This window comes from Gordonia alkaliphila (assembly GCF_039542465.1).
Lineage (GTDB): Bacteria > Actinomycetota > Actinomycetes > Mycobacteriales > Mycobacteriaceae > Gordonia > Gordonia alkaliphila.
In genome coordinates this window covers 64,498-90,701 of record NZ_BAABIE010000006.1, presented here as the reverse complement: position 1 = coordinate 90,701, position 26,204 = coordinate 64,498, and the positions used below count along the sequence as shown (strand labels likewise).

Here is a 26,204-nt window from a genome sequence, read left to right as displayed (position 1 = left end):
ACGGCCCCATGCTAATCGGCGCCGGTGACGGCCTGGATCTCGAAGACCGGCAGCAGCGCCGAATGCCTGCGCAGCGTCTCGGCGTCGGCGTCGACGGTCAGCGCGCCGGGCAGCAGGCGGCCCACTTCCCAGCCCCACTTCGCCAGGTACGCCGCGAGCACCTGCACCTTGCGCGGGTCGTCGGCCAGTTCGACGAGGCGCACCTCGCGGACGCGCCGACCGCGACGCACCTGGGCCCGCGGATCGACGCGGACGTTGCGCACCCAGTCGGTGACTCCGCGGGGTGCGACCAGATAGGTCCGGCCGTCGAGGGCCAGCGGATTGACCGGCACGCGATGGGGCACACCGGTGCGACGACCGCGCACGGTGAGGGTCTGCGCCCCGGCCAGGCCGATGCCGCGGTCGGCCAGCCAGCGCACCGCGGCGTTGACGCCTCGATCCATCCGGGTGGGTCGGTTCGCAGTGGCAGCGGTGGTGGTCATCTCGATCTCCTTTGTGAGCGGTGCTCTCTCTTTGCAGAATGCCGCACCGCGCCCGGTAATTCAAGAGCACTGCTCACACTTCGTCTGACAGAATGCATCCGTGACGGGAATCCGGGAGACGCGCCGACGCGCGGTCGATCAGCAGATCCTCGACCTCGGCCGCATCCAGTTGGCGCAGGTCGGCGCGGCAGCACTGTCGGTGCGCGCGATCGCCCGCGACCTCGGGATGGCCTCGTCGGCGGTGTACCGGTACGTAGCCAGCCGGGACGAACTGCTGACCCGACTGGTGGTGGCGTCCTACGACGACCTCGCCGATCACGTGGCAGCAGCCTCTGCGGCCGCGGCTCCCCCGCAGCGGCTGGCGACCACCCTGGCCGCGTTCCGGGAGTGGGCGGTGGGCCACCCGGCCGAGTTCGCCCTGCTCTACGGCAGCCCGGTGCCCGGCTACCAGGCGCCGGCGGCGGAGACCACCGCTCCCGGCACCCGCGTGATCGCCCTCCTGCTGAGCCTGCTGCCGCCGACCTCCGACGGTGCGGCCGACCTCGACCCGACGCTGGCCGCGGAGCTGCAGGCGATCGCCGCCGAGTTCGCTCCGCACCTGGATGCGGCCGGAGTGCTGGCCGCCCTCGACCTGTGGACCTGGCTGCTCGGCACGGTGAGCCAGGAGATCTTCGAGGGTTACGGCCGCGGCACCTTCGCCGATCCCGACCGCGTCTTCGACGCCCAGCTCCGCGCGACGCTAGCGCGTTTCCAGTTCTGAGTCGACGTGGTCCGCGCGCCACTGCGGCAGCCGCGGATCATCGGTGATCACCCGATCCATCTGCGCGCCGCCGTCGCACGTGCACAGCGCCACCGTGAACTGCGCGCCGCGGCGGCCGATCACCTGAAACAACCCGCCGGAATCGATCCAGCGCTGCAATCGGTCCAGGTCGTCGGTCATGCCTCCCACCCTACGACCTGCGCGAAGCCCGGTCCGGCCGAGTCCGCGCGTAGCCTGGATCGGTGACTTTCTCCCGATATGTGGCGCTGGGCGACTCGTTCACCGAGGGCGTCGGCGACCATGCTCCCGAACTTCCCGGCGCGGTGCGCGGCTGGGCCGACCGTGTCGCCGCAGCCCTCGACGCCGCATCCCGCGCGGCCGGCGAGCCCGGCCTGGAGTACGCCAACCTGGCGATCCGCGGCCGCAAGCTGAAGGCCGTGATCGACGAGCAGTTGGCCCCGGCCCTGGCGATGACGCCGGATCTGGTGACCGTGCACGCGGGCGGCAACGACATCCTGCGCCCGAGCGTCGACCTGGACGAGCTGCTCGCCTACTACGACGACGCGATCGCCCAGCTGGTCGCGACCGGCGCGACGGTCGCCATCTTCACCCCGCACGACCCCGGCGGCGCCCCGGTTTTCGGTGCACTGCGCGGCCGGTTCGCCATTCTCGCCGAGGGGATGCGGCAGATCGCCGACACGCGCGGCGCCGTCCTCGTGGACTACTGGCGGATCCGGGACTTCGACGACCGACGTCTGTGGGACTTCGACCGCATGCACATGTCCGCGGCCGGCCACCAGCGCATGGCGATCGCCGTGCTCGACGCGCTGGGCGTCGACCACGATCTGACGCCGACGGCATTGCCGCCGACCCCGGAGCTCACCACCGCGCAGGCGCGCAGCGCCGACCTGGACTGGGCCCGACGATTCCTCGCGCCGTGGATCGGTCGCCGCCTCCGCGGCGTCTCGTCCGGCGACGACCTGACCCCGCGCTACCCCGAACCCGTTGCGGTGGAAGCCGTTTCGAGCCGGTGCCAGCTCGCCCAGAACGCCAGCACGGCCAGCACCGAACCGACCGACGCCAACGACTGCGCGGCCAGGTAGAGGTTGTAGTCCGCCGTCGACCCCGGATCCTGCCCGGCCCCGACGACGCCGAGGAACACCCCGGCAACGCCCATCCCCACCGCGTAGAGGGTCGCGAGCACCACGATGACGGTGCGCACGGGAGCGTGCGCGTCGGCCGGAACCGGCCGCACCAGCCCGCTGCGCAGCAGCACCAGGGCGCCGAGCGATGCCATCAGCACGGCGATCGCGTCGGCCCCCAACGTGTCCGACAGCCGGTGCCAGCGCGCCACCACCGTGTAGGCGCCCACGCCCACCGTCCAGGCGAGCACGAGGATCATGGCCGGGGTGCGCCAGCGCCACGACCGTGAAGGCCAGGCGCAGGCCGCCGCGCACCCAGCCGATCACCGCCAGCACCGCCACCGCGATCGCCAACGAGGTCACCGTGAAGGTGGCGAGCACGTCGTCGGCGGCGGTCACCTCCTCGGAATTGACCTGCAGCGCACCGCGCAGCGCGGCGTTCTCCACCCGCTGACCGGTGTAGGTGCGCACCGCCGCGACGTAGACGCTGATCAGTACGCCGAGCGAGGCCAGGGCGAGCAGCGCCCACCGCCAGCCCGCTCGGCGCGCCGTCATGCCTTCTCGATGTCGACGGTCACGCCGTCGTGCAGTTCGATGGCGCCGGGGGCACCCGAGTCGACCACGAACGACGTCGCCAGGACCTCGCCGGCGATCAGGTCCGCGTGCGTCTGCGCCGTGGCGGCCGCCTCGGCGGGCACCACGAAGCGCACGCTGATGCGGTCGGAGATGTCCAGGCCGAGGTTGCGGCGCGCATCCTGCAGTTCGCGGATCCGGTCCTTGGCCCAGCCCTCGGCCTCGAGTTCCGGCGTCACCGCGGTGTCGAGCACCACCAGTCCGCCGCCGCCGGGCAGTTCACCGGTCGACTCCGGCGCCACCGCGACGAGCTTGCGGGTGAACTCCTCGCCGCGCAGCTCGATGCCGTCGGCCACCACCACGTCCTCGCCGGTCTCCGCGTCGGTGCGCAGCTCCCAGTTCCCGGACTTCACGGCCTTGATCACGCGCTGCACGTCCTTGCCGATGCGCGGGCCGGCGGCGCGGGCGTTCACCGCCACCTCGATGCGGCCGTGGGCGTCGACGTCGGTGCTCAGGGCGACGTCCTTCACGTTCATCTCGTCGGCGATCAGCCCGGCGTACGGCGTCAGATCCACCGCGCTCGGCGCGGCGATGGTCAGCTTGGGCAGCGGCAGCCGCACGCGCAGGTTGTTGGCCTTGCGCACGCTGGAGGCCACCGAGCACACCGACTGCACGGTGTCCATGGCGGCCACGAGCTCCGGATCGGCGGGCAGCTCGTCGGCGGTCGGCCAGTCGGTCAGGTGCACCGACCGCTCCCCGGTCAGCCCGCGCCACATGGCCTCGGTGGCCAGCGGCAGCAGCGGCGCCGCCAGGCGACCGGCCACCTCGAGCACCGTGTACAGGGTGTCGAAGGCGTCCGGTTCCGCGTCCTGACCGGCCCAGAAGCGCGCCCGCGAGCGACGCACGTACCAGTTGGTGAGCGAGTCGCAGAAACCGCGGAACGAGTCGCACGCGCCGGCGATGTCGTAGACGTCGAGGGCCTCGGTGATCTCGTCGCGGGTCACCGCGAGCTTGGCCAGGATGTACCGGTCGAGGACGTTCTCCGAGTCGGTGCGCCACACGGCCGGACGCTCCGCGTACAGCTGCAGGAAGCTGTACGCGTTCCACATCGGCAGCAGCGCCTGCCGTACGCCTTCCCGGATGCCGCGCTCGGTGACCACCAGGTTGCCGCCGCGCAGGATGGGGCTGGCCATCAGGAACCAGCGCATCGCGTCGGAGCCGTCCCGGTCGAAGACCTCGTTGACGTCCGGGTAGTTGCGCTTGGACTTGCTCATCTTGGCGCCGTCGTCACCGAGCACGATGCCGTGCGCCGCAACGGTTTTGAACGCCGGCCGATCGAACAGCGCGGTGGCCAGCACGTGCAGGTTGTAGAACCAGCCGCGGGTCTGACCGTTGTATTCGACGATGAAGTCGCCCGGATTGTGGGCGATCTCGCCGTTTCCGCCGTCGAACCAGTCGACGTTCTCGAACGGGTAGTGCACCTGCGCGAACGGCATGGAACCCGACTCGAACCAGCAGTCGAGCACCTCGGGCACGCGCCGCATGGTCGACTGCCCGGTCGGATCGTCCGGGTTGGGGCGGGTCAGCTCGTCGATCCCCGGGCGGTGCAGATCGGTGGGCCGCACCCCGAAGTCGCGCTCGAGCTCGTCGAGGCTCCCGTAGACGTCGGTCCGCGGGTAGTTCGGATCGTCGGACACCCACACCGGGATCGGTGCGCCCCAGTAGCGGTTGCGGCTGATGTTCCAGTCCTTGGCACCGGCCAGCCACTTGCCGAACTGGCCGTCGCGGATGTGCGACGGCGACCAGGTGATCTCCTGGTTGAGCTCCAGCATGCGGTTCTTGATCTTCTGCACATTCACGAACCACGACGGCACCGCCATGTAGATCAGCGGCTGACCGGACCGCCACGAGTGCGGGTAGGAGTGCTCGATGGTCTCGTGCCGCAGCACGCGGCCGGCCGCCTTGAGGTCCTTGATGATGTTCGGGTTGGCGTCGAAGACCATCTGGCCGGCGTAGTCGGGCACCAGGTCGGTGAACCGGCCGCCCGGATCCAGCGGCTGCACCACCTCGATACCGTGCGCCGAGGCGACGTCCATATCCTCCTCACCGAAGGCGGGGGCCAGGTGGACCACACCGGTGCCGCTCTCGGTGGTCACGTAGTCGGCGGTGAGGATGCGGTGCGCGTTCGGGTGTCCGACGAAGTAGTCGAACGGCGGGGCGTAGTCCAGCCCGGCCAGTTCGCTGCCGCGGTAGGTCGCGACGGTCTCGGTCTCCCCGAGTTCGCGCGCATAGGCGCCGACCAGCGCCGCGGCGAGCAGGTACTCGTCGCCGTCGGCGGTCTTCACGTGCGCGTACTCGGTGTCCGGGTGCACCGCGATCGCGAGGTTCGACGGCAGGGTCCACGGCGTCGTCGTCCAGATGAGGGCGTTCACGCCGTTCAGCGCGGCCAGCGGCGCGTCGGCCGGCACCTGCAGCGGCATGGTGACCGTGAGGGCCGGGTCCTGGCGCATCCGGTAGGCGTCGTCGAGCTTGGCCTCCTGGTTGCTCAGCGGCGTCTGCTCATACCAGGAGTACGGCAGCACGCGGTAGCCCTGGTAGATCAGGCCCTTGTCGTTGAGGCGCTGGAAGGCCCACATGACCGACTCCATGAAGTCCAGGTCCAGGGTCTTGTAGTCGTTGTCGAAGTCCACCCAGCGCGCCTGGCGGGTCACGTAGGTGCGCCATTCGCCGGTGTACCGCAGCACCGAATCGCGGCAGTACTCGTTGAACTTGTCCACGCCCATCACTTCGATCTCCGACTTGTCGGTGATCCCCAGCTGGCGCTCGGCTTCGAGCTCGGCGGGCAGTCCGTGGGTGTCCCAGCCGAAGCGGCGCTCCACCTTCTTGCCGCGCATGGTCTGGTAGCGCGGCACGATGTCTTTCACGTAGCCGGTCAGGAGGTGGCCGTAGTGCGGCAGGCCGTTGGCGAAGGGCGGGCCGTCGTAGAAGACGAACTCGGGCGCGTCGGCGCGGTTGGCGATCGACGCGGCGAACGTCTCGTCGCGGTCCCAGTAGTCCAGAACGCGTTCTTCCACCGCCGGGAACGACGGTGCACCGGGGCCCTTGCCTCCGGTGAGGTCGACGATCGGATACACGCGGCCGCCCTCGGGGGCGTCGTCGAGTGGCGTGTCGGTCATGCGGCGTCTCCTCGTGCCTGCAGAACGACGTCGCCGTCGGACTGCCCGTGCACGGGGACGCGATCGTCGGGTTCGACGAGCCGCGCGGTACCACCCCGCTTGCACCGCGCATCGCGGTGCCGCTCAGCGAGTTCCCCTGCAGGTGCAGGGCACTCGTGCGGCGCTGTCGGGCCGCGCCCGCCCGGTTCTACTGGGGCGCCGTCACCGCGAGCGGGGTCGACGCCGGTTCTTCCGGGAGCTCCCCGGTGATGGCCGGATCAACGCTGTGGAACGTTCAGTCTACTCGTCGTCGCCGACGAACGTGATTTTGGGCAACGGCCCGGTGTTGTCGTGCACCACGAAGGTCCGCTCCGGCTGCGCGGCGGGCGCCGCCGACTCGGGCGCCTCCGACTCGGGTGCACTCTGCTCGGGCGCGACCTCGTCGGCCGGGCCGCTCGCGTCCGCAGCGAGCTCGTTGTCGGCGGGCTCGTTGTCGGCGGGTCCGCCCTCCGGCGCCAGTCCGCGGCGACGTCGACCGACGTACGGCGACAGCGACCGGATGGGTCCGGTGTCCGGACCGGAGTCGACGGTCGGGATGGGACCGGAGGCCGCCGTTTCGGCGGGCACCGGTTCGGCCGACATCGGCCACGCACCCGACGGGGAGGCACCGGACGGGGTCGGGAAACTGCCCGTCACCGACCTGATGTAGTCGTTGGCGTCACCGGTGACCGGCTCGTCGGCCTGCGCGGCGTCCAGGTCGTGCGGGGCATCCGGCTCGGCCAGGTCGAGCGCACCCGAATCGGGTGCACCCGCGTCGCCGACGTCGACATGCGGCACCGGGTCCGCCGCGACGAGCGAACCCAGTCCGCTCACCGAGTCGTCCACCGGGGCGTCCGGTGCCTCCGCCGGCACCGGCGGCGCGACGACAGCGGCCGACTGCGCGGCAGCCGGTGCGTCGTCGGACGCGTCGTGCAGCGGCGCCGAACGTTCGCTCTCGCGATCGCGGATGGTGAACAGCGGCTCGTCGTCGGATCCGCCGCCGCGACCGGCCCGGAGGATGTCGACGAGCAGAATGATCAGACCGACCACGCAGACGATGATGCAGGCCACCGCCAGCCAGAAGTTCGCCGTGATCAGCGCGACCACCAGCAGGCCGAAGCCGACCAGTGTCGCCAACAGTGCCAAGGTCAGCATCTCCGGCCCCTCATCTCATCGAAATGACACACCTCCCCCATGGCCGAATCAGCCCTGAGGGTAGCCGTTCTCGGGCCCGTAGCCCTGCTCCACCGGTGCGGCGCTGCCGCGCTGCTGCAGCTCTTCGAGCTGCGATTCCAGGTAGGTCTTGAGGCGGGTGCGGTACTCGCGCTCGAACGTCTTGAGCTGCTCGATCCGTCCTTCCAGTACCGTGCGCTGCTGGTTGATGGTGGACATGATCTCCGAGTGCTTCTGCTCCGCATCGCGCTGCAGGAAGTCGGCGCGCTCCTGCGCCTGGCGGACCTGGGTCTCGGCGCGGGTCTGGGCGTCGGCCAGCAGGGCCTCGGCGCGCTGACGCGAGTCGGCCAGGGTGGCCTCGGCGGTAGCCTGCGCCTCGCCGACCATGCTTTCGCTGCGAGCGCGGGCATCGGCGACCATCGACTCGGCTTCGCCGCGGGCGCTGCCGGTGACGCGGTCGGCGGTGTCCTGCGCGAGCGCCAGGACTCGGGCCGCGCGCATGCTGGCGTCCTCGTCCAAGCTCGCCGCGGGCACCGGGGGTGCGGGCGGAGCAACGGGCGCCGGGGCCGGAACCTCGACCACCTCGGTGGCCGCCGCGAAGACCTGGGTGTGGTCGCCGCCGCCTCCGCCGGCCCGTGCTGCCTGCAGGTCCGCCTCGAGGTCGGCGTTGCGCTGGGTCAGGTTCGCGTTCTCGTCGATCAGCCGAGCAAGTTCTGCTTCGACGAAGTCGAGGAACTGGTCCACCTCGTCTTCGTTGTAACCGCGCTTACCGATCGGCGGTTTGCTGAAAGCGACATTGTGCACGTCAGCTGGTGTCAGCCGCATTTCGGTATCCCCTTTAGTCTTCGAGCGTGTCCGTGGAAGCACTCTGGTTCAGGTGTCGGTCACCGACGGCAAGTCGGGTCGCAGTTCTATTAATACCAGTAGCACTGTGTAACTAGCGTGCCATCTTGTCACATCTGGACCAAGTTTGCGTCTCGAGATGCTGCGCTTTCGCAATCAGAAACGGGCATCTCCGCGTTCCTTCGCAATGCGCTGCCGCGCCGCGACGACTGCCGATCCGGCGCCCTGAGCAGTGGTTATCTCAGATGACGCCGAGCGCCACCGGGGCCAGTTCCTGCGCGAATCCCTGCGAGACCCGCATCCCGATCGTCACCACGATCAACACCAGGAACAATGACAAATCGAGTCGCACGGCTCCCAGGTCGATCGGCTTGAGCACGCGGCGGATCGCCTTCAGCGGCGGATCGGTGACGGTGTAGATCACTTCCATCACGATCACGGCGACGCCGCGGGGCCGCCAGCGGCGGGCCAGCGACTGGACGAACTCGGCCACCAGCCGACCCAGCAGCAGCACCCAGTACAGAAAGAGGATCAGGTAGAGGATCCAGAGGAAAATACCCACGTGTCTACAGTGCCACGAAAGGCGCCGGATTCCTCCGGCGCCTTCGGTGTGCGTCCTCTCAGCTCTGGCTGTGGAAACCGGTCTCGGCGAGGCGGCGACGATCCTCCGGGGTCACCTCGACACCCGCGGGCGACAGCAGGAAGACCTTGGTGGCCACCTTGTCGAACGACCCGCGCAGCGCGAAGACCAGGCCCGCAGCGAAGTCGACCATGCGCTTGGCGTCCTCGTTGTTCATGTCCACCAGGTCCATGATCACCGGGCTGCCACCGCGGAAACGCTCACCGATGGTGCGCGCCTCCGAGTAGTCGGCCGGTCGCAGGGTGGTGATCCGACTCGCACTCTCGGCGACCACCTCGGCACGCGTTTCGGGCGCGAGGGCATTGGCGCCGCGCACCGCGCCGACGCTGCGGACCGGTGCGGCGCCGCTGCGCGCGAGCGGCTCGAGCCGGCCGCGAACCGGCGCCGGGCCGCGATCGAGTTCCACGTGCACCGCGCGCTCGGCGTAGACGCGATCGTCGCCGCGCTGCCCGTAAGCGACCTCGGCGTACTCCACCGCGTAGGGCTCGTCGTCCCGGAAGGAGTCATCCCGGAAGGAGTCATCCCGGTACGAGTCGTTGCGGTAGGAGTCGTCGCTGTAATGCGGCTCCGGGCGCTCGTCAGCGGCGCGGTAGCGCTCCATGTACAGGCGCTCACGCGAGCTCATCGCGGGGTCCTCGCGGCGCGGCGCGCCACGGTGGCCGTCCACCGAGTCCATCCGACCACCGGCAGGGTCGGCGAGGTAGTCGTCTTCGTACTCGCTCGGGGGCACCATGCCGAAATATGCCTTGAACTTCTGCATCGTCGTCATCGACTTGCCTTCCACTGCTGAATGAATGATCGGGGTGGTTCTGCTGTGACTGATGTGAATGCTGATTACGGAGAGATTATCGGGCGAGCGCCCATGATCGCGGTTCCGACACGCACACACGTCGATCCGTGTTCGATCGCGGTCTCCAGGTCACCGGACATGCCCGACGACAGTTCGCGCGCCTGCGGGTAGTCGCGGCGAAAGCCTTCGGCGATCGTCTGCGCGTGCGCCAGGTGCTCGCGCACCTCGCCGTGCAGCGGCGCGATCACCATCAGACCGTCCAGGCGCAACGCACCGTCGCGGGCGACGACCTGCTCGGCCAACCGCCCCAACTCGTCCACCGGCACTCCCCCGCGGGCGGGATCGCCGTCCAGGCTGACCTGCAGCAGCACCGCCAACGGCGTCGTCCGCTCGCCCGCATCGAGGGACCGCTCGGCGGCGACGGCCAGTGCCTCCGCCAGTTCCGGCGAGTCCACCGACTGCACACGTCGCGCCCAGCGCGCCACGGTCTTGGCCTTCTTGCGCTGCACCGAACCGATCATGTCGACGTCGAAGACAGCGTCCGGCAGCTCGGCGCGGACCTCCGCCACCTTGCGGCCCGCCTCCGGTTCGCGGGATTCACCGAACTCGGTGGCGCCCAGCTCCACCAGGCGGGCGAGATCGGCGGCCGGGAAGAACTTGGTCACCACCATCAGGCGGGCGCTGCCCGGCTCGCGGCCGGCCGCGAGCTCGGCGCGCGCCACCCGCTCGCGCGCCGCGGCCAGCGAGGCCGCCAGTTCGGCGCGTCGTGGGTCGACACTCACGGCGTGGATCCCGTCGGGTCCATCCAGATCACCGAGGCGATGCGTCCGGTGGGCGCCCCGCGGCGATGACTGAACAGACTCGGATCGCCGATGGTGCAGCGCTCGTCCAGCGCGATCGAGGTGACTCCGGCGGCCCGCAGCTGCCGGTCGATGCCGGCCCGCAGGTCCAGACCCGCGGTGCCCTTCGCAGTACGGCAGGCACTGCCGGGCAGATGCTTGTCCACGTCGCGCGCCATCTCCGCGGGCACCTCGTAGCGGGCGCCGGAGGCCGCCGGCCCCAACAGCACGCCGATCCGCTCCGGCCGCGCGCCGAGTTCGGTCATGGTGGCGAGCACCTCCGGCACGATCCCGATGCGGGCACCCACCCGACCGGCGTGCACCGCCGCGATCACCCCGGCCTCGTCGTCGCTGAGCAGCAGCGGGACGCAGTCGGCAGTGAGCACGGCCAACGCCAGGCCCGGTGTGCGGGTGACGAGTGCGTCGGTCACCGGAACCGGCTCGGTCACCGGACCGTCGACCACCGTCACGGTGCGGCCGTGGATCTGCTCCATCCACACCACGTGATCGGGCGCCAACCCGATCTCCCGGGCCAACCGCTCGCGGTTGGCGGCGACCGCGGCCGGGTCGTCGCCCACGTGGTCGCCGAGGTTGAACGAATCGTACGGGGCGCGGGACACGCCACCGGCGCGCGTGGTCACCACGCGCCGCACCCGAGGTGCGGTCACCGGCGAGCCCGTCACTTCATGAAGTCGGGGACGTCGACCTCGTCGTCGTCCAACCGGACCGTGTTGCGACGCGGCGGAGTCTGCGCGAACGGATCGCCCCCGGCGACCGGCTTGCTGCCGAACAGCGGGTCGTTGGCCGGAGGCGTCGAGACCTGTCCGGACTGGGCCGACTCCACGGTGCCGGGCGCCTTCGCGGCGGTCGTCGCGGCCGGGTTCTCCACGCGTTTGCGCGGTGCACCGCCGTCGAAGCCCGCCGCGATCACCGTGACGCGGACCTCGTCGCCGAGGTTGTCGTCGATCACGGTGCCGAAGATGATGTTCGCGTCCTCGTGCGCGGCCTCCTGCACCTGGGTCGCCGCGTTGTTGATCTCGAACAGGCCCAGGTCGGAGCCGCCGGCGATGGACAGCAGCACGCCGCGCGCGCCTTCCATCGATGCTTCCAGCAGCGGCGAGTTGATGGCGATCTCGGCGGCCTTGCGCGCCCGGTCTTCACCGCGCGCGGCACCGATGCCCATCAGCGCACTGCCGGCGTCGCTCATCACGCCCTTGACGTCGGCGAAGTCGACGTTGATCAGGCCCGGGGTGGTGATCAGGTCGGTGATGCCCTGCACACCGTTGAGCAGCACCTCGTCGGCGCTGCGGAACGCGTCCATCAGGCTGACCTGCGAATCGCCGAGCTGCAGCAGCCGGTCGTTCGGGATCACGATCAGGGTGTCGCACGACTCGCGGAGCGCGGCGATGCCCTCGTCGGCCTGGTTGCCGCGGCGCTTGCCCTCGAAGGAGAACGGGCGGGTCACCACACCGACGGTCAGTGCGCCGAGCTTGCGCGCGATCGCGGCCACCACTGGCGCACCGCCGGTGCCGGTGCCGCCGCCCTCGCCCGCGGTCACGAAGACCATGTCGGCGCCCTGCAGCAGATCCTCGATCTCGTCGCGCGCGTCCTCGGCGGCCTTGCGGCCGACCTCGGGATTCGCGCCGGCGCCCAGGCCGCGGGTCGATTCGCGGCCGATGTCGAGCTTGACGTCGGCATCACTGATCAACAATGCCTGCGCATCGGTGTTGATCGCGATGAACTCGACACCCTTGAGGCCCTGTTCGATCATGCGGTTGACAGCATTCACGCCGCCACCGCCGATGCCGACGACCTTGATGACGGCGAGGTAGTTATGAGGGGGCGTCATGATGCCTTCCTGCTCTGAATCAAACCCTAAAGCTCAACCAAAGGGTTATAGTTATGTCAAGTACCGGTCTGAAAAGAGACCGTATTGACCTCGTCGGCTGCGTGCCAGGAGGCGCGCCGGTGTCGGGAGAGTTTTTCTTTTTCCACCCGGCCCGTGGGCCGCGTCAGCTCACCGCGGGATAGTCCGGACTGGACACGTTGAACGTCTTGGCGGGCAGTTTCAGCACGTGCTTGAGGGCTTCGGCCTTGTCCTCCCCGCGCTCGGCGTTTCCCCACACCACGGTGCGGTCCTTGGTCAGGTGCAGGGTGAGGTCGGCGGGCGACGACGCCGAGACCGACTGCACCTGACGGCGCAACCAGTCCGGCAGACCGGACACCATCTCCACCGCCGCCACCGTGGTGGGGTCCTGCGGGCCCGGTCGCGACACCTCCAGCACCGGAAGGTCCCGGTAGACCACCGTGCCGGCGGCAGCGGCGCCCATCGCCTCCGCCGAATCGAACTCGAGGTAGACCACGCCGACATGATCCATCACGCCGACCTTGCCGTCGGCCGACTCGATCAGCATCAGCGGTCGCCGCTCCACGACGTCGATCGCGATGGTCGACGGATAGCTGCGATCGACCCGTGCGCTCGCGATCCCCGGGATCCGCGCGATGCGCTCGGCGATGATCGAGGTGTCCACCTGCAGCAGCGGGCGCCCGACGGGCACCTCCGCCACGGCGAGCACCTCCTCGGTCGGCACCGTTCCGCTTCCGGACACGGTCACCTCGCGCACCGACATCAGCGGCGAGAAGTACGCCACCGCCACCAACCCGGCCACCGCGGCCACTGCGGCGATCGCCCCGAGCAGTCGCCACAGCCGACGTCGACCGACCCGCCGCAGTTCCAGCTGCTCGCTATCGACGGTCCCCCGGCGCCGCGACGCCGGGGTCTCGAGTCTGCGCTCGCTCACGAATCCAGGGCCGCCAGAATGAACGGGGCCTGCATGGTGATGTCGCCCGCACCGATGGTCAGCACCAGGTCGCCGATGCGCGCCCGGGCCGACACCGCGGCAGGCAGGTCGCTCACCGCGTCGACGAAGACGGCGGGCACGGTCACGGCATCGGAGATGAGACGGCCGGTGACACCCGGCCGCGGCTCCTCGCGCGCCCCGTAGATGTCGGCGACGATCACCTCGTCGGCCAGGCTCAGCGCCTGCGCGAACTGCGCCGCGAACTCCTCGGTGCGCGAATACAGGTGCGGTTGGAACACGGCGAGCACGCGGCCGCCGGTCTCCTCGACCACTCCGCGGGCCGCGGTCAGCACGGCGCGCACCTCGGTCGGATGGTGGGCGTAGTCGTCGAACACGCGCACACCGGCTGCGGTGCCGCGATTCTCGAAGCGCCGGTGGACACCGCCGAACCCGTCGATCCCCTCGATCACCACGGCCGGGTCGAGGTTCGGGGCGACGGCCAACCCACCCAGCAGCGCGGCGATCGCGTTGAGTGCCATGTGTTCACCGGGCAGCGTCACGGTCATACCGACCTCGGCGGCCTCCGCCACGAGGGGGGCGCCCAGCTCCAGTCGCACGCTGCTGCCGATGCCGCGCGCGGAACGCTCGATCAGGCGGCCGGTCAGCGGCACCGACGGCGCCAGCGCGCGGTGGCTGCCGGTGCCGTAGCCGATCACCCGTACGCCCGCCTGCGCGAGCTGCTCTGCGCAGCGTCCGGCCAGCGCGGCCGCACCCGGATCGTCGAGGCACACCACGAGCGTGCCGCCCGGGCGGATCAGCGCCGCGAAGTCGTCGAACACCTGCACGTAGGCGGCTTCGGAGCCGAAGAAATCCAGGTGATCGGCCTCGATGTTGGTCACCACCACCACGTCGGGGCGGTACTGCAGCAGCGAGCCGTCGCTCTCGTCGGCCTCGGCGACGAAGACCTCGCCGCTGCCGTGGTGCGCGTTGGTGCCCGATTCGTTCAGTTCGCCGCCGATCGCGAACGACGGATCGGCACCGCTGTGCTGCAGGGCCACCACCGCCATCGACGTGGTCGACGTCTTGCCGTGCGTGCCACTGATCAGCAGCGTCCGGTGCCCCGCCATCAGCTCCGCCAGCAGCTGCGGCCGGTACAGCACCGGAATGCCGCGGCGGCGGGCCTCCACCAGTTCGGGATTGTCCTGCGGGATCGCGGCGTGCGTGGTCACCACCACCGTCGGGCCGCCCTCGAGCAAGTCGAGCGCGGCACCGTCGTGCCCGATGTTCACCTGCGCGCCGCGGGCGCGCAGGGCCACCACGCCCCGACTCTCGCGGGCATCGGAGCCGGACACCTGGCCGCCGCGGGACAGCAGAATGCGGGCCAGACCGGACATTCCGGCACCGCCGATGCCGACCATGTGCACGCGGTGCAGGGACGACGGCAGATCCGTGTCAAGGGCGGTCATCGTCGTGGCCCCTGCGCCTGGGCGGCCCGGAACCGGGCCGCCGCGGCCAGCGCCGCCGCCGCCACGGTCTCGGCGGCATCGCGGTGGCCGGTCTGCGCTCCGGCGGCGGCCATCGCGGCGAGCCGATCCGGGTCGCCGAGCAGCGCGGGGACCTCGCGGGCCACGTAGTCGGCGGTCATGTCGGCGTCGTCGACGAGCACCGCGGCACCCGCCTCCACCACCGGCAGAGCGTTGAGTCGCTGTTCGCCGTTGCCGTGCGGCAACGGCACGTAGATCGCCGGCAGCGCGGCCGCGGTCACCTCGGCGACGGTCATCGCGCCGGAGCGGCAGATCACCAGATCGGCCGCGGCGTAGGCCAGGTCCATGCGATCGACGTACGGCAGCGGCACGTAGGCGGGCGCACCGGCCGGCGAGACCGGATCGACGGTGTTGTTCTTGCCGTGCGCGTGCAGCACGCCGATACCGGCTGCGCCGAGCGCTGCGGCCGCCCCGGCGACCGCCGCGTTGATCTGCTGGGCGCCCTGCGAACCGCCGAAGACCAGCAGGGTCGGCGCCTCCGGGTCGAGCCCGAAGAAGTCGCGGGCCGCGGCGCGCGTCGCGGCGCGATCGAGGTCGGCGATGGTGGCGCGCACCGGCATGCCGACCACCTCGGCCCCGGGGATGCCGCAGTCGGGCACCGCGGCCAGCACGCGATCGGCCAGGCGCGCGCCGACCTTGTTGGCGATGCCGGCGCTCGCATTGGCTTCGTGAATGAGGATCGGCACGCGACGACCGGCGGCCAGGCGGCCGCGGGCGGCGAAATACGCGGGCAACGCCACGTAGCCGCCGAAACCGACCACCACGTCGGCGTCCACCGCGCGCAGCACCTTGCGGGTGGCCGCGACCGCGCGGTTGAGGCGGTAGGGCGTGGCCAGCAGGTCCTTGCCGGGCTTGCGCGGCAGCGGAGCCGGCGGAATCAGCTCGAGCGGGTAGCCGCGCGCGGGCACCAGCTCGGTCTCCAACCCCTTGGGCGTACCCAGGGCGGTGATGCGGGCCGACGGATCCAGCCGTCGTACGGCATCGGCGACGGCCAGCGCCGGCTCGATGTGTCCCGCGGTGCCGCCGCCGGCGACCACCACGGAGAGACCGCTTCGGGCCGACTGAGAATTACTGCTCACCGCTGCCTGTACTCCGTTCGACGCGGCGAGTCGGCTGCCGGGTAGCGCGGGGCGTACCGGCGCGGATCGGTTCGAACCCGGTTGCTCGCCTGACTTGCAGGATAGTGGATCTCGTCCGAGTGCTGCGCGGCCGACCTCATCGGCCGGACCCGCTCCCGCGGCGCCGAGCGCACCCGATCGCCGGGCCCGGGGCGCACACGCTGACTCGGTCCCTGCCGACGATTCCCGCGGGGCTCGGGCGCCCGCCCGGCGCTGCGTCGTCGATCCAGACGATCCTGCACCTGATCCACCAGCCGCTGCCGGTACGGCGCAGGTGCCGGCAGGTGCAGCAACCGGGACAGACCGTGCGCCTTGGTGCCGGACAGCGCCGCCACCGCATCCGGCTCGTGCCGGGCCGCGCTGGCGAGCAGACCCAGCATGGTCAGCATGGTCAACATGGACGTGCCGCCCTGCGACATCAGCGGCAACTGGATACCGGTCACCGGAAGCAGGCCCACCACGTATCCGACGTTGATGAACATCTGCGTGGTGATCAGCACCGTGATGGTGGCCGTCAGCAGCCGCAGGAAGGGATCGGCCGAGCGTCGCGCGATCCGCATGCCGACCCAACCGAGCAGCAGGAACAGGCCGACGACGATCATGCCGCCGACCAGACCGGTCTCCTCCACCAGGATGGCGAAGATGAAGTCGTTGTGCGCGTTGGGCAGATAGCTCCACTTGGCGGTGCTCTGTCCCAGTCCGACGCCGAAGATACCGCCGTTGGCCAGCGCGTAGGTCGCCTGCAGCGCCTGGTAGCCGCCGCCCAGCGGATCGTCGTTGGAGCCGAGGAAGCTGAACACGCGCGCGGCACGGTAGTCCACACTCAGCGCCGCGATCGCCGCGCCCACGACCACGAAACCGACGAACCCGGCGAAGACCGAGGTCGACAGCCCACCGAACCACAGCAGCGCGCCGGTGATCACCAGCACGATGACCGTGGTCGACAGGTTCGGCTCGGCGATGATGAGCACGCACATGATGAAGGCCACAGGCACCAACGGCACCAGCAGTTCCCTGGTCCCGGCACCCGTGGTCCGCCGCGACGCCAGGACATGGGCACCCCAGATGCACAGCGCCACCTTGGCGAGTTCGGACGGCTGGATGGAAACGCCGCCGACCTCGAACCAGCGGCGCGCGCCGTCGACCTTGACGCCCAGGCTGGGCACCAGCACCAGCACCAGCAGGGCGAGGCTCACGACCATGCCGAGCGCGGCGAAGCGTCGGAAGAACCGGAACGGCAGGTGCAGCACCGTGTAGAAGGCGATCCAGCCGAGTACTGCGAAGGCGGCCTGCGTGGCGAACGCGCCGTACGAGGATTGATTCTCGGCGTAGCCCTCGACCGACGACGCCGACTGCACCATGATCAGGCCGCACACGGTCAACACCAGCGACAGCGAGACCACCAGGTGGAAGGAGGTGAGCGGCCGCGCCATGAGGGTGCGTACGCCTTCGCGCGCGGTGGACAGCCAGGCGCGCACGTCGATGGACGGTCGCGCCAGCGTCAACGCGAGAGTCGCCTTCGACGAGTCCGCAGACTTCTCGGCGGCCTTCGCCGCCGCGCCGGTCTTCGTTCGGCCCGCGGTCGTGGCCGCGGTGTCGGCCTCGGCCTCCGGCTGCGCCTCGGCGTCGCCTTTCGGCTGGGCCGGGTCCGGTGCGTCGACCGGCGCCGTTTCCGACGACTCGCGCTTGACGCGCCGCGCAGTGCGAGGAGGAACAGTCACCGGACCATCGTCCCCTGTGAAGGCTGTGACTGCTGGGACCTATGGGGCGTGTCGCGCGAACCGATCCGCAATCGGCGGCCGCGCGGCGTCGGCACCGTCAGCCGGCGACCCATTCCCCGTAGAACAGGCCCAGACCCAACGCGCAGGAGATGGCGGCGAGCAACCAGAAACGGATGATCACCGTGGTCTGATCCCAGCCGCCCAACTCGAAGTGATGATGGAACGGCGCCATGCGGAACGGCCGCTTGCCGGTGGTCCGGAAGGCGGCGATCTGGATCATCACGGTGACGATCTCGGCGACGAACAGGGCACCGATGACCACCATCAGCAGTTCGGTGTGCGTGGTCATGGACAGACCGGCGACGATGCCGCCCAATGCCAGCGAACCGGTGTCGCCCATGAAGATCTTGGCCGGTGCCGCGTTCCACCAGAGGAAGCCCAGACACGCGGCGGCCGCGACCATCGCCACGATCGCCAGGTCGTGCGGATCGCGCACCTGATAGCAGGAGGCGGCCTTAAGGTCGCCGACCACGTTGTCGCAGGAGTGCTGGTCCTGCCACATGGTGATCAGCACGTAGGTGCCCATCACCATCGCGGTGGAACCGGCGGCCAGGCCGTCGAGCCCGTCGGTGAAGTTCACCGCGTTCGACCAGGCCGAGACCACCAGCCAGCAGAAGATCACGAAGCCGACACCGGTGAAGGTGATGGCCTCGATGTCGCGCACGTAGGACAGGTGATCGTTGGCGGGCGTGCGGCCCTGATCGTTGCGGAACTGCAGCAGCAGGATGCCGAAGACCACGGCGACGATCAGCTGCGCGACCGACTTCTGGGTCTTGTTCAGGCCCAGGTTGCGCTTCTTGGCGAGCTTGATGAAGTCGTCGAGGAAGCCGACCAGACCCAGGCCGGTGGCCAGGCCCAGCACCAGCAGGCCCGAGGCCGTCGGGCCGCCGTCGCCGCGGACCCAGCTGAAGATGTAGGAGCCCAGGTAACCGGCCCAGATCGCGATGAGAATCGCGACGCCGCCCATCGACGGCGTGCCCGCCTTCGCCTGGTGGCTGGCCGGTCCGTCCTGCCGGATCTCCTGGCCCCACCGACGCCGGGAGAACTCCCGGATCAGCACCGGCGTCAGCAGAATCGCCACCGCGAGTGCGATCGCCCCCGCGATCAGGATCTGAGTCACTGGATGAATCCTTCGTCGTCTACGGCCGCCGTGTCGGTCGACCGAGTGAAGACCCTACCGGTCATGGAGTGCGCACCTGCACCGCGAGTCCGGCCTCGTCCCGCCACGCGGTCACCAACGCCTCCGCGAGATCCGTGCCGCCGGCGATCAACACCATGTCGCCCGCCCGCGGTGCGGCGGACGTGCCGACGTCGGCGCGCTGCTGCGCGAGCACCTCGTCCAGGGTGAGGTGGAAACCGGCCTCGTCGCCCCACGACCCCTCCTGGATCGCACCCTGGTACAGCGCGCGCACGGCGCGCGTGTCGCCCACCGCCACCGTCTGGTCGACGGCCAGGCGTACCGCACGGCGACCGATCAGGTCGTGCGCCACGCAGCGCGCGTTCTCGTCCGCGCCCGCCTCGGCGAGGTCGCCGAAGAAGGCCCAGGTACGACGGCCCCGGGTGACGTCCGCGTCCGGACGGTGGGCACTGCCCACCCCGGCATCCACGGCGTCGGTCACCATGAGCCGCAGCAGGCGGCCCGCCTGCTCGATCGTGGCCCCCGCGGGCGCCACATAGACGGTGAGGGGTTCGGCCACCGACGTCGCCGCGCGCGCCTCCAACGCCGCGGCGAGCACGAGGCGATCGTCGAAGGGATGCACCTGCCCGGCGATCTCCTGGCCGCTCTCGTGGCCCTTCCCGGCCACCAGCACCACGTCGCCGGGTCCGGCCCACGCGACCGCCTCGGCGATCGCCGCGGCCCGGTCGCCGCTCTCGCGGATCTCCGTCGCCCGCCGTTCCCCGGCAGGCACCGCTTCGGCGCCGGCGCGGACCGCGGCGCGGATCGTCGCCGGGTCCTCGCTGCGCGGATTGTCGTCGGTGATGATCACCAGGTCGGCGCCGCGCGCCGCCGCCGCACCCATCAGCGGCCGCTTCTCGGTGTCGCGGTCGCCGCCGGCGCCGAGCACCACGGCGAGCGCGCCGCCGGTCTGCGCGGAAAGGATCTGGGCGGAGAGGGTGGCCAGCACCGCCTCCACCGCCGCCGGCTTATGGGCGTAGTCGACCACCGCCAGGAAGTCCTGGCCGCGGTCCACCTGCTCCACCCGGCCGGGCACGCGCACCTGGGCGAGGCCGGCGATCGCCGTCGCGGTCGGCACCCCGGCCGTCGTCGCCAGACCGACCGCGAGCATCGCGTTGGCCACGTTGTACGCCCCCGGCAGCGGCACCGCCATCACGTGCTCGGCCCCGGTCGCGTCCCGGACCGCCACCGTCTGGCGACCGGCGTCGGCCTCCACCTGCCCGACGATCGACCAGTCGGCGTCGCCGGACACCGACACCGTGGCCACCCGTTCGGCGCTGGCGCGCGCGACCTCGGCCATTCGCTCGCCCCACTCGTCGTCCACGCAGATCACCGCCGCGGCGGCGTGATCGGGGGCGGCTCCGTCGAACAGGCGCACCTTCGCGTTGAAGTACTCCTCCATCGTGTGATGGAAGTCCAGGTGGTCCTGGGAGAGATTGGTGAACCCGCCCACCGCGAAGCAGGCGCCGTCGACCCGGCCCAACGACAGCGCGTGGCTGGACACCTCCATGACCACCGCGTCGACCCCGCGCTCGCGCATCACCGCGAACATTCGCTGCAGGTCCGGCGCCTCCGGCGTGGTCAACGAACTGGGCACCGGAGTGCCGTCGATCCGGATCTCGACGGTCCCGATGAGGCCGACGACGTGTCCGCCGGCCCGCAGCGCCGCCTCGGTGAGATACGCGGTGGTGGTCTTGCCCGAGGTGCCGGTGATCCCGATGAGCGTCAGCTGCTGCGACGGGTCGCCGTAGATCCGCGCGGACACGACACCCAGGATCGACCGGGGCGCCGGGTGCAGCAGCACCGACACGTCCGCGGTGGCCGGATCGGCCTGCAGCAGCCGCAGTCCCTCGTCGTCGGTGAGCACCGCGACCGCACCGGCAGCGACCGCCTGGGCCGCGAAGCGGGCGCCGTGCACGCGGGCGCCGGGCAACGCGGCGAACAATTCCCCGGGCGCGGCGTGCTGCGCGCGCAGCGTCGCACCGACGACGGTGCGATCGTCACCGATCACCCGGGCCCCGGACAGCGCGGCCAGCGCCGTCAGATCGGCCCCGACGGGATGTTCCGGCCGCACCGGTGGGTGCTGAATCTTGTCCGCCACAGTTCTCGTACCTCTCTGCCAGCTCGGTTCTACCCAGCTCGGTCGTCGACGACCATCGAACCGATGCGGTCGAGCCTATGCTTCCAGCTTCAACCGCGGAGTCTGGGTGGCCGAGAACGGCACCTTCTCGTGCTGCAGCAGCCAGGTCCCGATGGTGGAGAACAGCGGCGCCGCCGACTGGCCGCCACTGCCGTCCGAGCTGCGCACCGGGTTGTCGAGCATGATGCCGATCACGAAGCGCGGATCATCGGCGGGCGTGATCCCGGCGAAGGTGATGTTGTAGCTCGACTTCGAGTAGCAGTTGCACTTCGGGTCCACCTGCTGCGCGGTGCCGGTCTTGCCGGACGTCTGGTAGCCCTCGATCGCGCCCTTGGCTCCGGTGCCCGACTGCACGCCCATCGGGTCGTCCTGCATCACCGACCGGAACATCTCGCGGACGGTGCGCGCCGTCTCCGGGCTCACCACGCGCACCGGTTCGGGTTCGGTGAAGCCGGCGCTGCGCTCACCGTCGAGCGGCGCCAGAATGCGCGGCGGGATGCGCACGCCGTCGTTGGCGATGGCCTGGTACATCGCGGTCATCTGCAGCAGCGTCATCGACAGACCCTGCCCGATCGGCAGGTTCGCGAACGAACCGCCGGACCACTGGCTCAGCGCCGGGACTTCGCCGCCGCTCTCGGCGGGCAGCCCCACCTCGGTGCGCTGGCCCAGCCCGAAGGCCGTCAGCATGTCGGCGAACCGCTTCTCGCCCACCTTCTGCGCCAGCATCAGTGTGCCGACGTTCGACGACTTACCGAAGATCCCGGTGGTGGTGTACGGCACCACGCCGTGGTCCCACGCGTCCTTGACCGTGATGCCGGCCATGTCGATGGAACCGGGTACCCGGTACACCGCGTTCGGATTGGTGAGCCCGTACTCGACCGCCGCCGAGGCCACCACCAGCTTGTTCACCGAACCCGGCTCGAACGGCGAGGTCACCGAGCGATTGCCCAGATCCGCGTCGCGCTGCTCCTCCACCGGAAGGGACGGATTGAACGTGTTGTCGTTGGCCATCGCCAAGACCTCGCCGGTGCGCGCATCGAGCACGACGGCCGACGCGTTGTTCGCGCCCGACTTCTTCTTGGCCTCGTTGACCTGCGCCTGCACGAACCACTGGATGTCCGAGTCCAAGGTGAGGGTGACGGTCTGGCCGTCGATCGCCGGGTGCACGTTCCGCTTGCTGCCGGGAATGATCGCGCCGTCCGCACCGCGGTCCACGGTCTCGGTGCCGTTCATGCCGGCCAGGATCGGATCCAGCGACGACTCCAGCCCGATGTGTCCGTTGCCGTCGAAGTTGACGTCGCCGATCACGTTCGCGGCCAGTGAGCCGCCCGGATAGACGCGCACCGACTGCGGGTCGGCGCCCACCTCGGGGAAGTCCGCGGTGATCCGGTTCGCCGTCTCCGGGCTCACCGAGCGGGCCAGGTAGACGAAGTCGTCGTCGGAGGTCACCTTGGCGAGCAGGTCCTCGGTGGAGATCGAGCCGCCCAACTGCAGCGACACGCCCTCGGCGATCTCCTTGAGCCGCGTGTTCGCGTCGGGCAGCTGATCGTTCTTCTCGTGCTCGGCGTCGATCGCCTTGCGGACCGCACGCGGCAGGAAGGTCAGCGACCGCGCCTCACCGGTGTAGGCCAGCGGCCGGCCGTTGCGATCCAGGATCGCGCCGCGCTTGGCGTACAGCGTGATGACGTCTTCGCGCTGCTGCGCGGCCTGCGCCGCCAGATCGCCCGCATCGATGACGTTGATCCACACCAGCCGACCGGCCACCGCCATCGCGATCACCGCGGCGAGCGCGATCAGCACGCGCGACCGGATCAGAAAACGCTGTGCGGCACTGCTCCCACCGGAATCGGCCGGGGTTCGAGGATTGGTCATGATGGCTGCATCCACTCCCGGGTCATCGATCGGCGGCGGTATTGCGGTTCGGCGTGGCGGCACTGGGGGGCAGGACGTTCGGCGCGGGCGCCTGCGGGGTCGCGGTGTTCGGCGGGGTCACGCTCGGCGGGGCGGGCGCGGGGTTCGGGGCCTGACCGTCCGGGGTATGACCGTTCGGGGCCTGCTCGCCGGGGGTCTGCTCGCTGGGGGCGGGGTTGCCGCCGAGACCGCCGGAGTCGTCCACCTTGCTGGCGTCGATCTGCTTGACCGGATCCGGCTTCGGGTTCAGCGAACCGGGGCGGTTGCCGTCGGCCGGCTTGAGCTCGCCGCGCAGGCGAGCTTTGCCGTCCGGACCCACCACCAGGTGGGCGCCGATCCCGGGCACCATGCCCAGCTTGGCCGCCTTGTCGGCCAGCTCCGGCGCCGAGTCGCCGGAGTCGGCGGTGCGCTTGAGGTTGTCCCGCTTGTCCACCAGCGCCTGGTTCTCCTGACGGAGCGACGACAACTGATACGAATCCTGCGCGGCCTTCGTCGACAGGTACAGCGTCAGACCGAGCGCACCGATCACCAGCACGACGATCGGCACGATGAACGGCATGTCGGACAGCCCGGTGAAGACGCCCGACGCCTTCTTCGGCGTGAGGAGCTCCGCGCGCCGCGGCGGACGCCGACGACCAGCCGCGGGCTCGGTGGACGCCGACCGGGACGCGCCCGACCGAGAGGCGGAGGCGGCCCCGCGAGACACGGACGTCCGAGGCGTGGCGGCCCGGGGTGCGGACGGACGGGTTGCGACGGCGCGGCGCGCGGACCGACGGTCGTCGAGGAGAGTCATCGTCGGTTCCCTTCACCTGCGGGGTCGCCGTCGCCGGCGGCCCCGATTCGTTCGATCGCACGCACCCGGACCGGGGCGCTGCGGGGGTTCTCGTGTCGTTCCTGTTCGTTGGCTTGTTCGGCACCGCGGGTGATCAGCGCGAACTTCGCGGCGGTGCCGGGCAGGTCCACCGGCAGACCCGCCGGAGTGGTGTTGCGGACCGCCTGCGCGAAGTCCCGCTTCACGATCCGGTCCTCCAGCGACTGGTAGCTCATGACGGCCAGCCGACCGCCCACCGCGAGCAGCTCCAGCGACGCGGGAACCACGGCGCGGAGCGAATCCAGCTCCCGGTTCACCTCGATGCGCAGCGCCTGGAAGGTGCGCTTGGCCGGGTGGCCCCCGGTGCGCCGGGTGGCGGCGGGGATGGTGGCGTACAGCAACTCCACCAGCCGTCCACTGGTGGTGAACGGCTCCTGCTCGCGCGCCCGCAGGACCGCGGAGGCGATCTTTCCGGCGAACCGCTCCTCGCCGTACTCGCTCAGGACGCGCGCCAGCGCGCCGTGATCGTAGGTGTTGAGGATGTCGGCGGCGGTGAGCTCGTCGTCGTCGTTCATCCGCATGTCCAGCGGTGCGTCGACGGCGTAGGCGAAGCCCCGCTCGGCCTGATCGAGTTGCATCGACGAGACTCCGAGATCCAGCAGAATGCCGTCGACCTCGGCGAGCCCGGCCGCTGCGGCCACGTCACCGATCTCGTCGTACCGGGCGTGGTGGAAGTGCATGCGTTCGCCGAACGGCGCCAGCCGCTGCGTCGCGATCTCGAGAGCGTGTTCGTCACGGTCGATCCCGTGCACCGTGAGTCCGGGCAGCCGGGTCAGGATCAGTTCGGTGTGGCCACCGGCGCCGAGGGTGCCGTCGATCAGCACCGCCCCGGACCCGTCGGCGTTGCCGCGCGTCAGTGCGGGACGGAGGAGTTCGAACATCCGATCCGCCAAGACCGGCACGTGCCCGTGCTCGGACGACGTCGATTCGGACACACCGATCACCTCTCCCCTGTTTCCTGCTGATGGCATTGCTCGTGGCGGAATTCCTGCCGACGAGGTCGTCGAGCGGCCCTGTCGAAGAAGCGGAACTGCGGTGAGGCGGGGTCCCCGCCCGGTGCGCACCTGACGCTGGGGAAGTACGTCAGGGTCGGCCGGGCCGAGGCCTCGCCTCACCGCAGCAGTCCAGTTCTTCACTTGTCGTCTAGACGATCGCGTCCAAAGCGGCGGAACCGCCGGCCGCGAAGGCCTCCTCGTGCGTGGCCTGGTACTCCGCCCACCGAGCGGCGTCCCAGATCTCCAGGTGGTCGTACTGGCCGGTGACCACGCAGTCCTTCTGCAAGCGCGCCCACTGGCGCAGTCCCGCGGACAGGTTGACCCGGCCCTGACCGTCGAGCGTCTGCTCGTCGGCGCCGGCCAACATCAGCCGGACGTAGGCACGCGCTTCCGGATTGTTGCGCGACGCCTCGTTCGCTTTCGCGGCGGTGACGTCGAACTCCTCGGCGGGATACACCGACAAGCTGTGATCGAGACCCTGTGTGACCACAACCCCTCCTGACAGCGCGTTCCGAAACTTGGCCGGCAGCGTGAGCCGTCCCTTGTCGTCCAGCTTTGGGGTGTAGGTCCCGACGAAGCCAGGCACGTCGCCACCTCCTACCCCGGTATCAGCGGGAGAACCTGAGCTCTCCGGTCGATGTGCACCACATTACCCCACTTTGCTCCACAATCCACCACCCACGCCCCACTTCCCCACCACCTGCGGACATAGTCACAGGTCAGCGGCACATTAGCGGGGGCGTGCCGTTTTAAAGCACGCCGCGCGTCCGTGCTGCTGAGCTGGTGGAGGGTGCGCCGAAATGGCACTGAAGTGGCCAATGGGATCTGCCGATACCCCAAAGTGGGGGGAAGTGGGTGATCGGGGTGGGGCGCGGTGGGGAGGACCCGAGAGCGCTGCCGTCTGGTGCAGTCACCAGGCGACTGCACCAGACGGCAGAGTGCCCGGGGATGCAGACGGGGGCCGCAACCTGAAGAGGTTGCGGCCCCCGTCTGGGAGTCAGTGGCGGCGCACGGCCGCGCAGGAATGTCTAGTGATCGCCGCGGTCGAAGCGCCGATTGAAACGGTCCTCCATACGCGAGCTCAGCGAGCCCTTGCCCGCAGACTTCGTCGACCCCCGCTTAGCCGGGCCCGCGGAAGCCGGACCGCCGCGCGGACTGAGCACCAGCAGCAGACCGCCGGCGAACATCACGAAGAAGCCGACCAGGCTGAGGATCTTCAGCTCACCGATCTGCACGTCGACCATGAGGCCACCGACCAGGAGCGCCAAGCCCACGATGAACAGCAACGCGGCCTGCCATTGGCGGCGCGCACCGGGGCGGCCGACACGCTGCTTGCTGACGCTCGAGACGAACTTCGGATCCTCGGCGTACAGCGCGCTCTCAATCTCGTCGAGCATCCGCTGCTCATGTTCCGAAAGCGGCACCGCTCT

General features: G+C 70.3%; 25 protein-coding genes. 3 read left to right on the top strand and 22 right to left on the bottom strand.

Annotated features, from left to right (window positions below; genetic code table 11):
- Positions 1-11: 11 nt before the first annotated feature.
- Positions 12-482 (bottom strand): nitroreductase/quinone reductase family protein, encoded by a 471-nt coding sequence (locus ABD989_RS08195; protein ID WP_345313117.1) that lies wholly within the window; start codon positions 480-482, stop codon positions 12-14.
- A gap of 100 nt (positions 483-582) precedes the next feature.
- Here ABD989_RS08195 and ABD989_RS08190 point away from each other — a divergent pair, with 100 nt between their 5' ends.
- Entirely contained in the window at positions 583-1,242 is a 660-nt protein-coding gene (locus ABD989_RS08190; RefSeq protein ID WP_345313116.1) for a TetR/AcrR family transcriptional regulator, read from the top strand.
- Here the strand turns inward: ABD989_RS08190 and ABD989_RS08185 are convergent.
- Positions 1,222-1,422 carry a hypothetical protein gene (locus tag ABD989_RS08185; protein ID WP_246996534.1) on the bottom strand — a complete coding sequence of 67 codons (201 nt, stop codon included), beginning with the start codon at positions 1,420-1,422 and terminating at the stop codon, positions 1,222-1,224. The genes ABD989_RS08190 and ABD989_RS08185 overlap by 21 nt on opposite strands.
- A gap of 62 nt (positions 1,423-1,484) precedes the next feature.
- On the opposite strand from ABD989_RS08185, the gene ABD989_RS08180 reads away from it, so the two are divergent.
- Positions 1,485-2,345, top strand: coding sequence for an SGNH/GDSL hydrolase family protein (locus ABD989_RS08180; RefSeq protein ID WP_345313115.1), 861 nt, complete (start codon positions 1,485-1,487; stop codon positions 2,343-2,345).
- Here ABD989_RS08180 and ABD989_RS08175 read toward each other — a convergent pair.
- Positions 2,234-2,644 carry a hypothetical protein gene (locus ABD989_RS08175; protein WP_345313114.1) on the bottom strand — a complete coding sequence of 137 codons (411 nt, stop codon included), beginning with the start codon at positions 2,642-2,644 and terminating at the stop codon, positions 2,234-2,236. The two genes, ABD989_RS08180 and ABD989_RS08175, sit on opposite strands and share 112 nt — an antisense overlap.
- Before the next feature lie 26 nt (positions 2,645-2,670).
- Here ABD989_RS08175 and ABD989_RS08170 point away from each other — a divergent pair, with 26 nt between their 5' ends.
- The gene (locus tag ABD989_RS08170) at positions 2,671-2,838 is read left to right on the top strand and encodes a hypothetical protein (RefSeq protein ID WP_345313113.1); all 168 of its coding nucleotides are present in this window, start codon (positions 2,671-2,673) and stop codon (positions 2,836-2,838) included.
- 97 nt (positions 2,839-2,935) lie between these two features.
- Here ABD989_RS08170 and ileS read toward each other — a convergent pair whose 3' ends face one another.
- From ileS to ABD989_RS08075, 19 genes are all read right to left on the bottom strand, one after another.
- Positions 2,936-6,133: an isoleucine--tRNA ligase gene (gene ileS, locus ABD989_RS08165; protein WP_345313112.1), complete on the bottom strand. Its 3,198-nt coding sequence runs from the start codon at positions 6,131-6,133 to the stop codon at positions 2,936-2,938.
- Positions 6,134-6,412: 279 nt separating this feature from the next.
- A complete protein-coding gene (locus ABD989_RS08160) occupies positions 6,413-7,306 on the bottom strand; it encodes a hypothetical protein (protein WP_345313111.1) in 894 nt (297 codons plus the stop codon).
- Positions 7,307-7,354: 48 nt separating this feature from the next.
- Positions 7,355-8,149, bottom strand: a complete 795-nt coding sequence (wag31, locus tag ABD989_RS08155; RefSeq protein ID WP_345313110.1) for a DivIVA-like cell division protein Wag31 — start codon at positions 8,147-8,149, stop codon at positions 7,355-7,357.
- Between the two features lie 259 nt (positions 8,150-8,408).
- Positions 8,409-8,729 (bottom strand): YggT family protein, encoded by a 321-nt coding sequence (locus ABD989_RS08150; protein ID WP_246996547.1) that lies wholly within the window; start codon positions 8,727-8,729, stop codon positions 8,409-8,411.
- A 58-nt stretch (positions 8,730-8,787) separates the two neighbouring features.
- On the bottom strand, positions 8,788-9,576 hold the full coding sequence (locus ABD989_RS08145; protein WP_246996549.1) for a cell division protein SepF: 789 nt from the start codon (positions 9,574-9,576) through the stop codon (positions 8,788-8,790).
- A 65-nt stretch (positions 9,577-9,641) separates the two neighbouring features.
- A complete protein-coding gene (locus ABD989_RS08140; RefSeq protein WP_345313109.1) occupies positions 9,642-10,379 on the bottom strand; it encodes a YggS family pyridoxal phosphate-dependent enzyme in 738 nt (245 codons plus the stop codon).
- On the bottom strand, positions 10,376-11,104 hold the full coding sequence (gene pgeF, locus ABD989_RS08135) for a peptidoglycan editing factor PgeF (RefSeq protein WP_345313108.1): 729 nt from the start codon (positions 11,102-11,104) through the stop codon (positions 10,376-10,378). The genes ABD989_RS08140 and pgeF overlap by 4 nt, the downstream gene beginning before the upstream one ends.
- An 11-nt stretch (positions 11,105-11,115) precedes the next feature.
- The gene (ftsZ, locus tag ABD989_RS08130; RefSeq protein ID WP_345313107.1) at positions 11,116-12,285 is read right to left on the bottom strand and encodes a cell division protein FtsZ; all 1,170 of its coding nucleotides are present in this window, start codon (positions 12,283-12,285) and stop codon (positions 11,116-11,118) included.
- 163 nt (positions 12,286-12,448) lie between these two features.
- On the bottom strand, positions 12,449-13,237 hold the full coding sequence (locus ABD989_RS08125) for a cell division protein FtsQ/DivIB (RefSeq protein WP_345313106.1): 789 nt from the start codon (positions 13,235-13,237) through the stop codon (positions 12,449-12,451).
- Positions 13,234-14,703: a UDP-N-acetylmuramate--L-alanine ligase gene (gene murC / locus ABD989_RS08120; RefSeq protein WP_345313105.1), complete on the bottom strand. Its 1,470-nt coding sequence runs from the start codon at positions 14,701-14,703 to the stop codon at positions 13,234-13,236. Before murC ends, ABD989_RS08125 begins: the two co-directional genes overlap by 4 nt.
- Entirely contained in the window at positions 14,700-15,860 is a 1,161-nt protein-coding gene (murG, locus tag ABD989_RS08115; protein WP_345313104.1) for an undecaprenyldiphospho-muramoylpentapeptide beta-N-acetylglucosaminyltransferase, read from the bottom strand. Before murG ends, murC begins: the two co-directional genes overlap by 4 nt.
- On the bottom strand, positions 15,857-17,620 hold the full coding sequence (gene ftsW / locus ABD989_RS08110; protein ID WP_425556501.1) for a putative lipid II flippase FtsW: 1,764 nt from the start codon (positions 17,618-17,620) through the stop codon (positions 15,857-15,859). The genes murG and ftsW overlap by 4 nt, the downstream gene beginning before the upstream one ends.
- 97 nt (positions 17,621-17,717) lie before the next feature.
- Positions 17,718-18,800, bottom strand: coding sequence for a phospho-N-acetylmuramoyl-pentapeptide-transferase (mraY, locus tag ABD989_RS08105; protein WP_246996564.1), 1,083 nt, complete (start codon positions 18,798-18,800; stop codon positions 17,718-17,720).
- Between the two features lie 61 nt (positions 18,801-18,861).
- Positions 18,862-20,958, bottom strand: a complete 2,097-nt coding sequence (locus tag ABD989_RS08100) for a UDP-N-acetylmuramoyl-L-alanyl-D-glutamate--2,6-diaminopimelate ligase (RefSeq protein WP_345313103.1) — start codon at positions 20,956-20,958, stop codon at positions 18,862-18,864.
- Between the two features lie 75 nt (positions 20,959-21,033).
- Positions 21,034-22,869 carry a peptidoglycan D,D-transpeptidase FtsI family protein gene (locus tag ABD989_RS08095; protein WP_345313102.1) on the bottom strand — a complete coding sequence of 612 codons (1,836 nt, stop codon included), beginning with the start codon at positions 22,867-22,869 and terminating at the stop codon, positions 21,034-21,036.
- Positions 22,870-22,891: 22 nt separating this feature from the next.
- Positions 22,892-23,701 carry a cell division protein FtsL gene (ftsL, locus tag ABD989_RS08090; protein ID WP_345313101.1) on the bottom strand — a complete coding sequence of 270 codons (810 nt, stop codon included), beginning with the start codon at positions 23,699-23,701 and terminating at the stop codon, positions 22,892-22,894.
- Positions 23,698-24,750 carry a 16S rRNA (cytosine(1402)-N(4))-methyltransferase RsmH gene (gene rsmH / locus ABD989_RS08085; RefSeq protein ID WP_425556500.1) on the bottom strand — a complete coding sequence of 351 codons (1,053 nt, stop codon included), beginning with the start codon at positions 24,748-24,750 and terminating at the stop codon, positions 23,698-23,700. The genes ftsL and rsmH overlap by 4 nt, the downstream gene beginning before the upstream one ends.
- A 172-nt stretch (positions 24,751-24,922) precedes the next feature.
- Positions 24,923-25,360 (bottom strand): division/cell wall cluster transcriptional repressor MraZ, encoded by a 438-nt coding sequence (mraZ, locus tag ABD989_RS08080; RefSeq protein ID WP_345313099.1) that lies wholly within the window; start codon positions 25,358-25,360, stop codon positions 24,923-24,925.
- A 442-nt stretch (positions 25,361-25,802) separates the two neighbouring features.
- Positions 25,803-26,198 (bottom strand): DUF3040 domain-containing protein, encoded by a 396-nt coding sequence (locus ABD989_RS08075; protein ID WP_345313098.1) that lies wholly within the window; start codon positions 26,196-26,198, stop codon positions 25,803-25,805.
- Positions 26,199-26,204 lie beyond the last annotated feature (6 nt).

Coding starts and splice junctions, on each gene's coding strand:
- ABD989_RS08195 (WP_345313117.1), bottom strand. CDS start 482: ATGACCACCACCGCTGCCACTGCGAACCGACCCACCCGGATGGATCGA.
- ABD989_RS08095 (WP_345313102.1), bottom strand. CDS start 22,869: ATGACCAATCCTCGAACCCCGGCCGATTCCGGTGGGAGCAGTGCCGCA.
- ftsZ (WP_345313107.1), bottom strand. CDS start 12,285: ATGACGCCCCCTCATAACTACCTCGCCGTCATCAAGGTCGTCGGCATC.
- murC (WP_345313105.1), bottom strand. CDS start 14,703: ATGACCGCCCTTGACACGGATCTGCCGTCGTCCCTGCACCGCGTGCAC.
- ABD989_RS08160 (WP_345313111.1), bottom strand. CDS start 7,306: ATGCTGACCTTGGCACTGTTGGCGACACTGGTCGGCTTCGGCCTGCTG.
- wag31 (WP_345313110.1), bottom strand. CDS start 8,149: ATGCGGCTGACACCAGCTGACGTGCACAATGTCGCTTTCAGCAAACCG.
- ABD989_RS08175 (WP_345313114.1), bottom strand. CDS start 2,644: ATGATCCTCGTGCTCGCCTGGACGGTGGGCGTGGGCGCCTACACGGTG.
- ileS (WP_345313112.1), bottom strand. CDS start 6,133: ATGACCGACACGCCACTCGACGACGCCCCCGAGGGCGGCCGCGTGTAT.
- ABD989_RS08185 (WP_246996534.1), bottom strand. CDS start 1,422: ATGACCGACGACCTGGACCGATTGCAGCGCTGGATCGATTCCGGCGGG.
- ABD989_RS08145 (WP_246996549.1), bottom strand. CDS start 9,576: ATGACGACGATGCAGAAGTTCAAGGCATATTTCGGCATGGTGCCCCCG.
- rsmH (WP_425556500.1), bottom strand. CDS start 24,750: ATGCCATCAGCAGGAAACAGGGGAGAGGTGATCGGTGTGTCCGAATCG.
- ftsL (WP_345313101.1), bottom strand. CDS start 23,701: ATGACTCTCCTCGACGACCGTCGGTCCGCGCGCCGCGCCGTCGCAACC.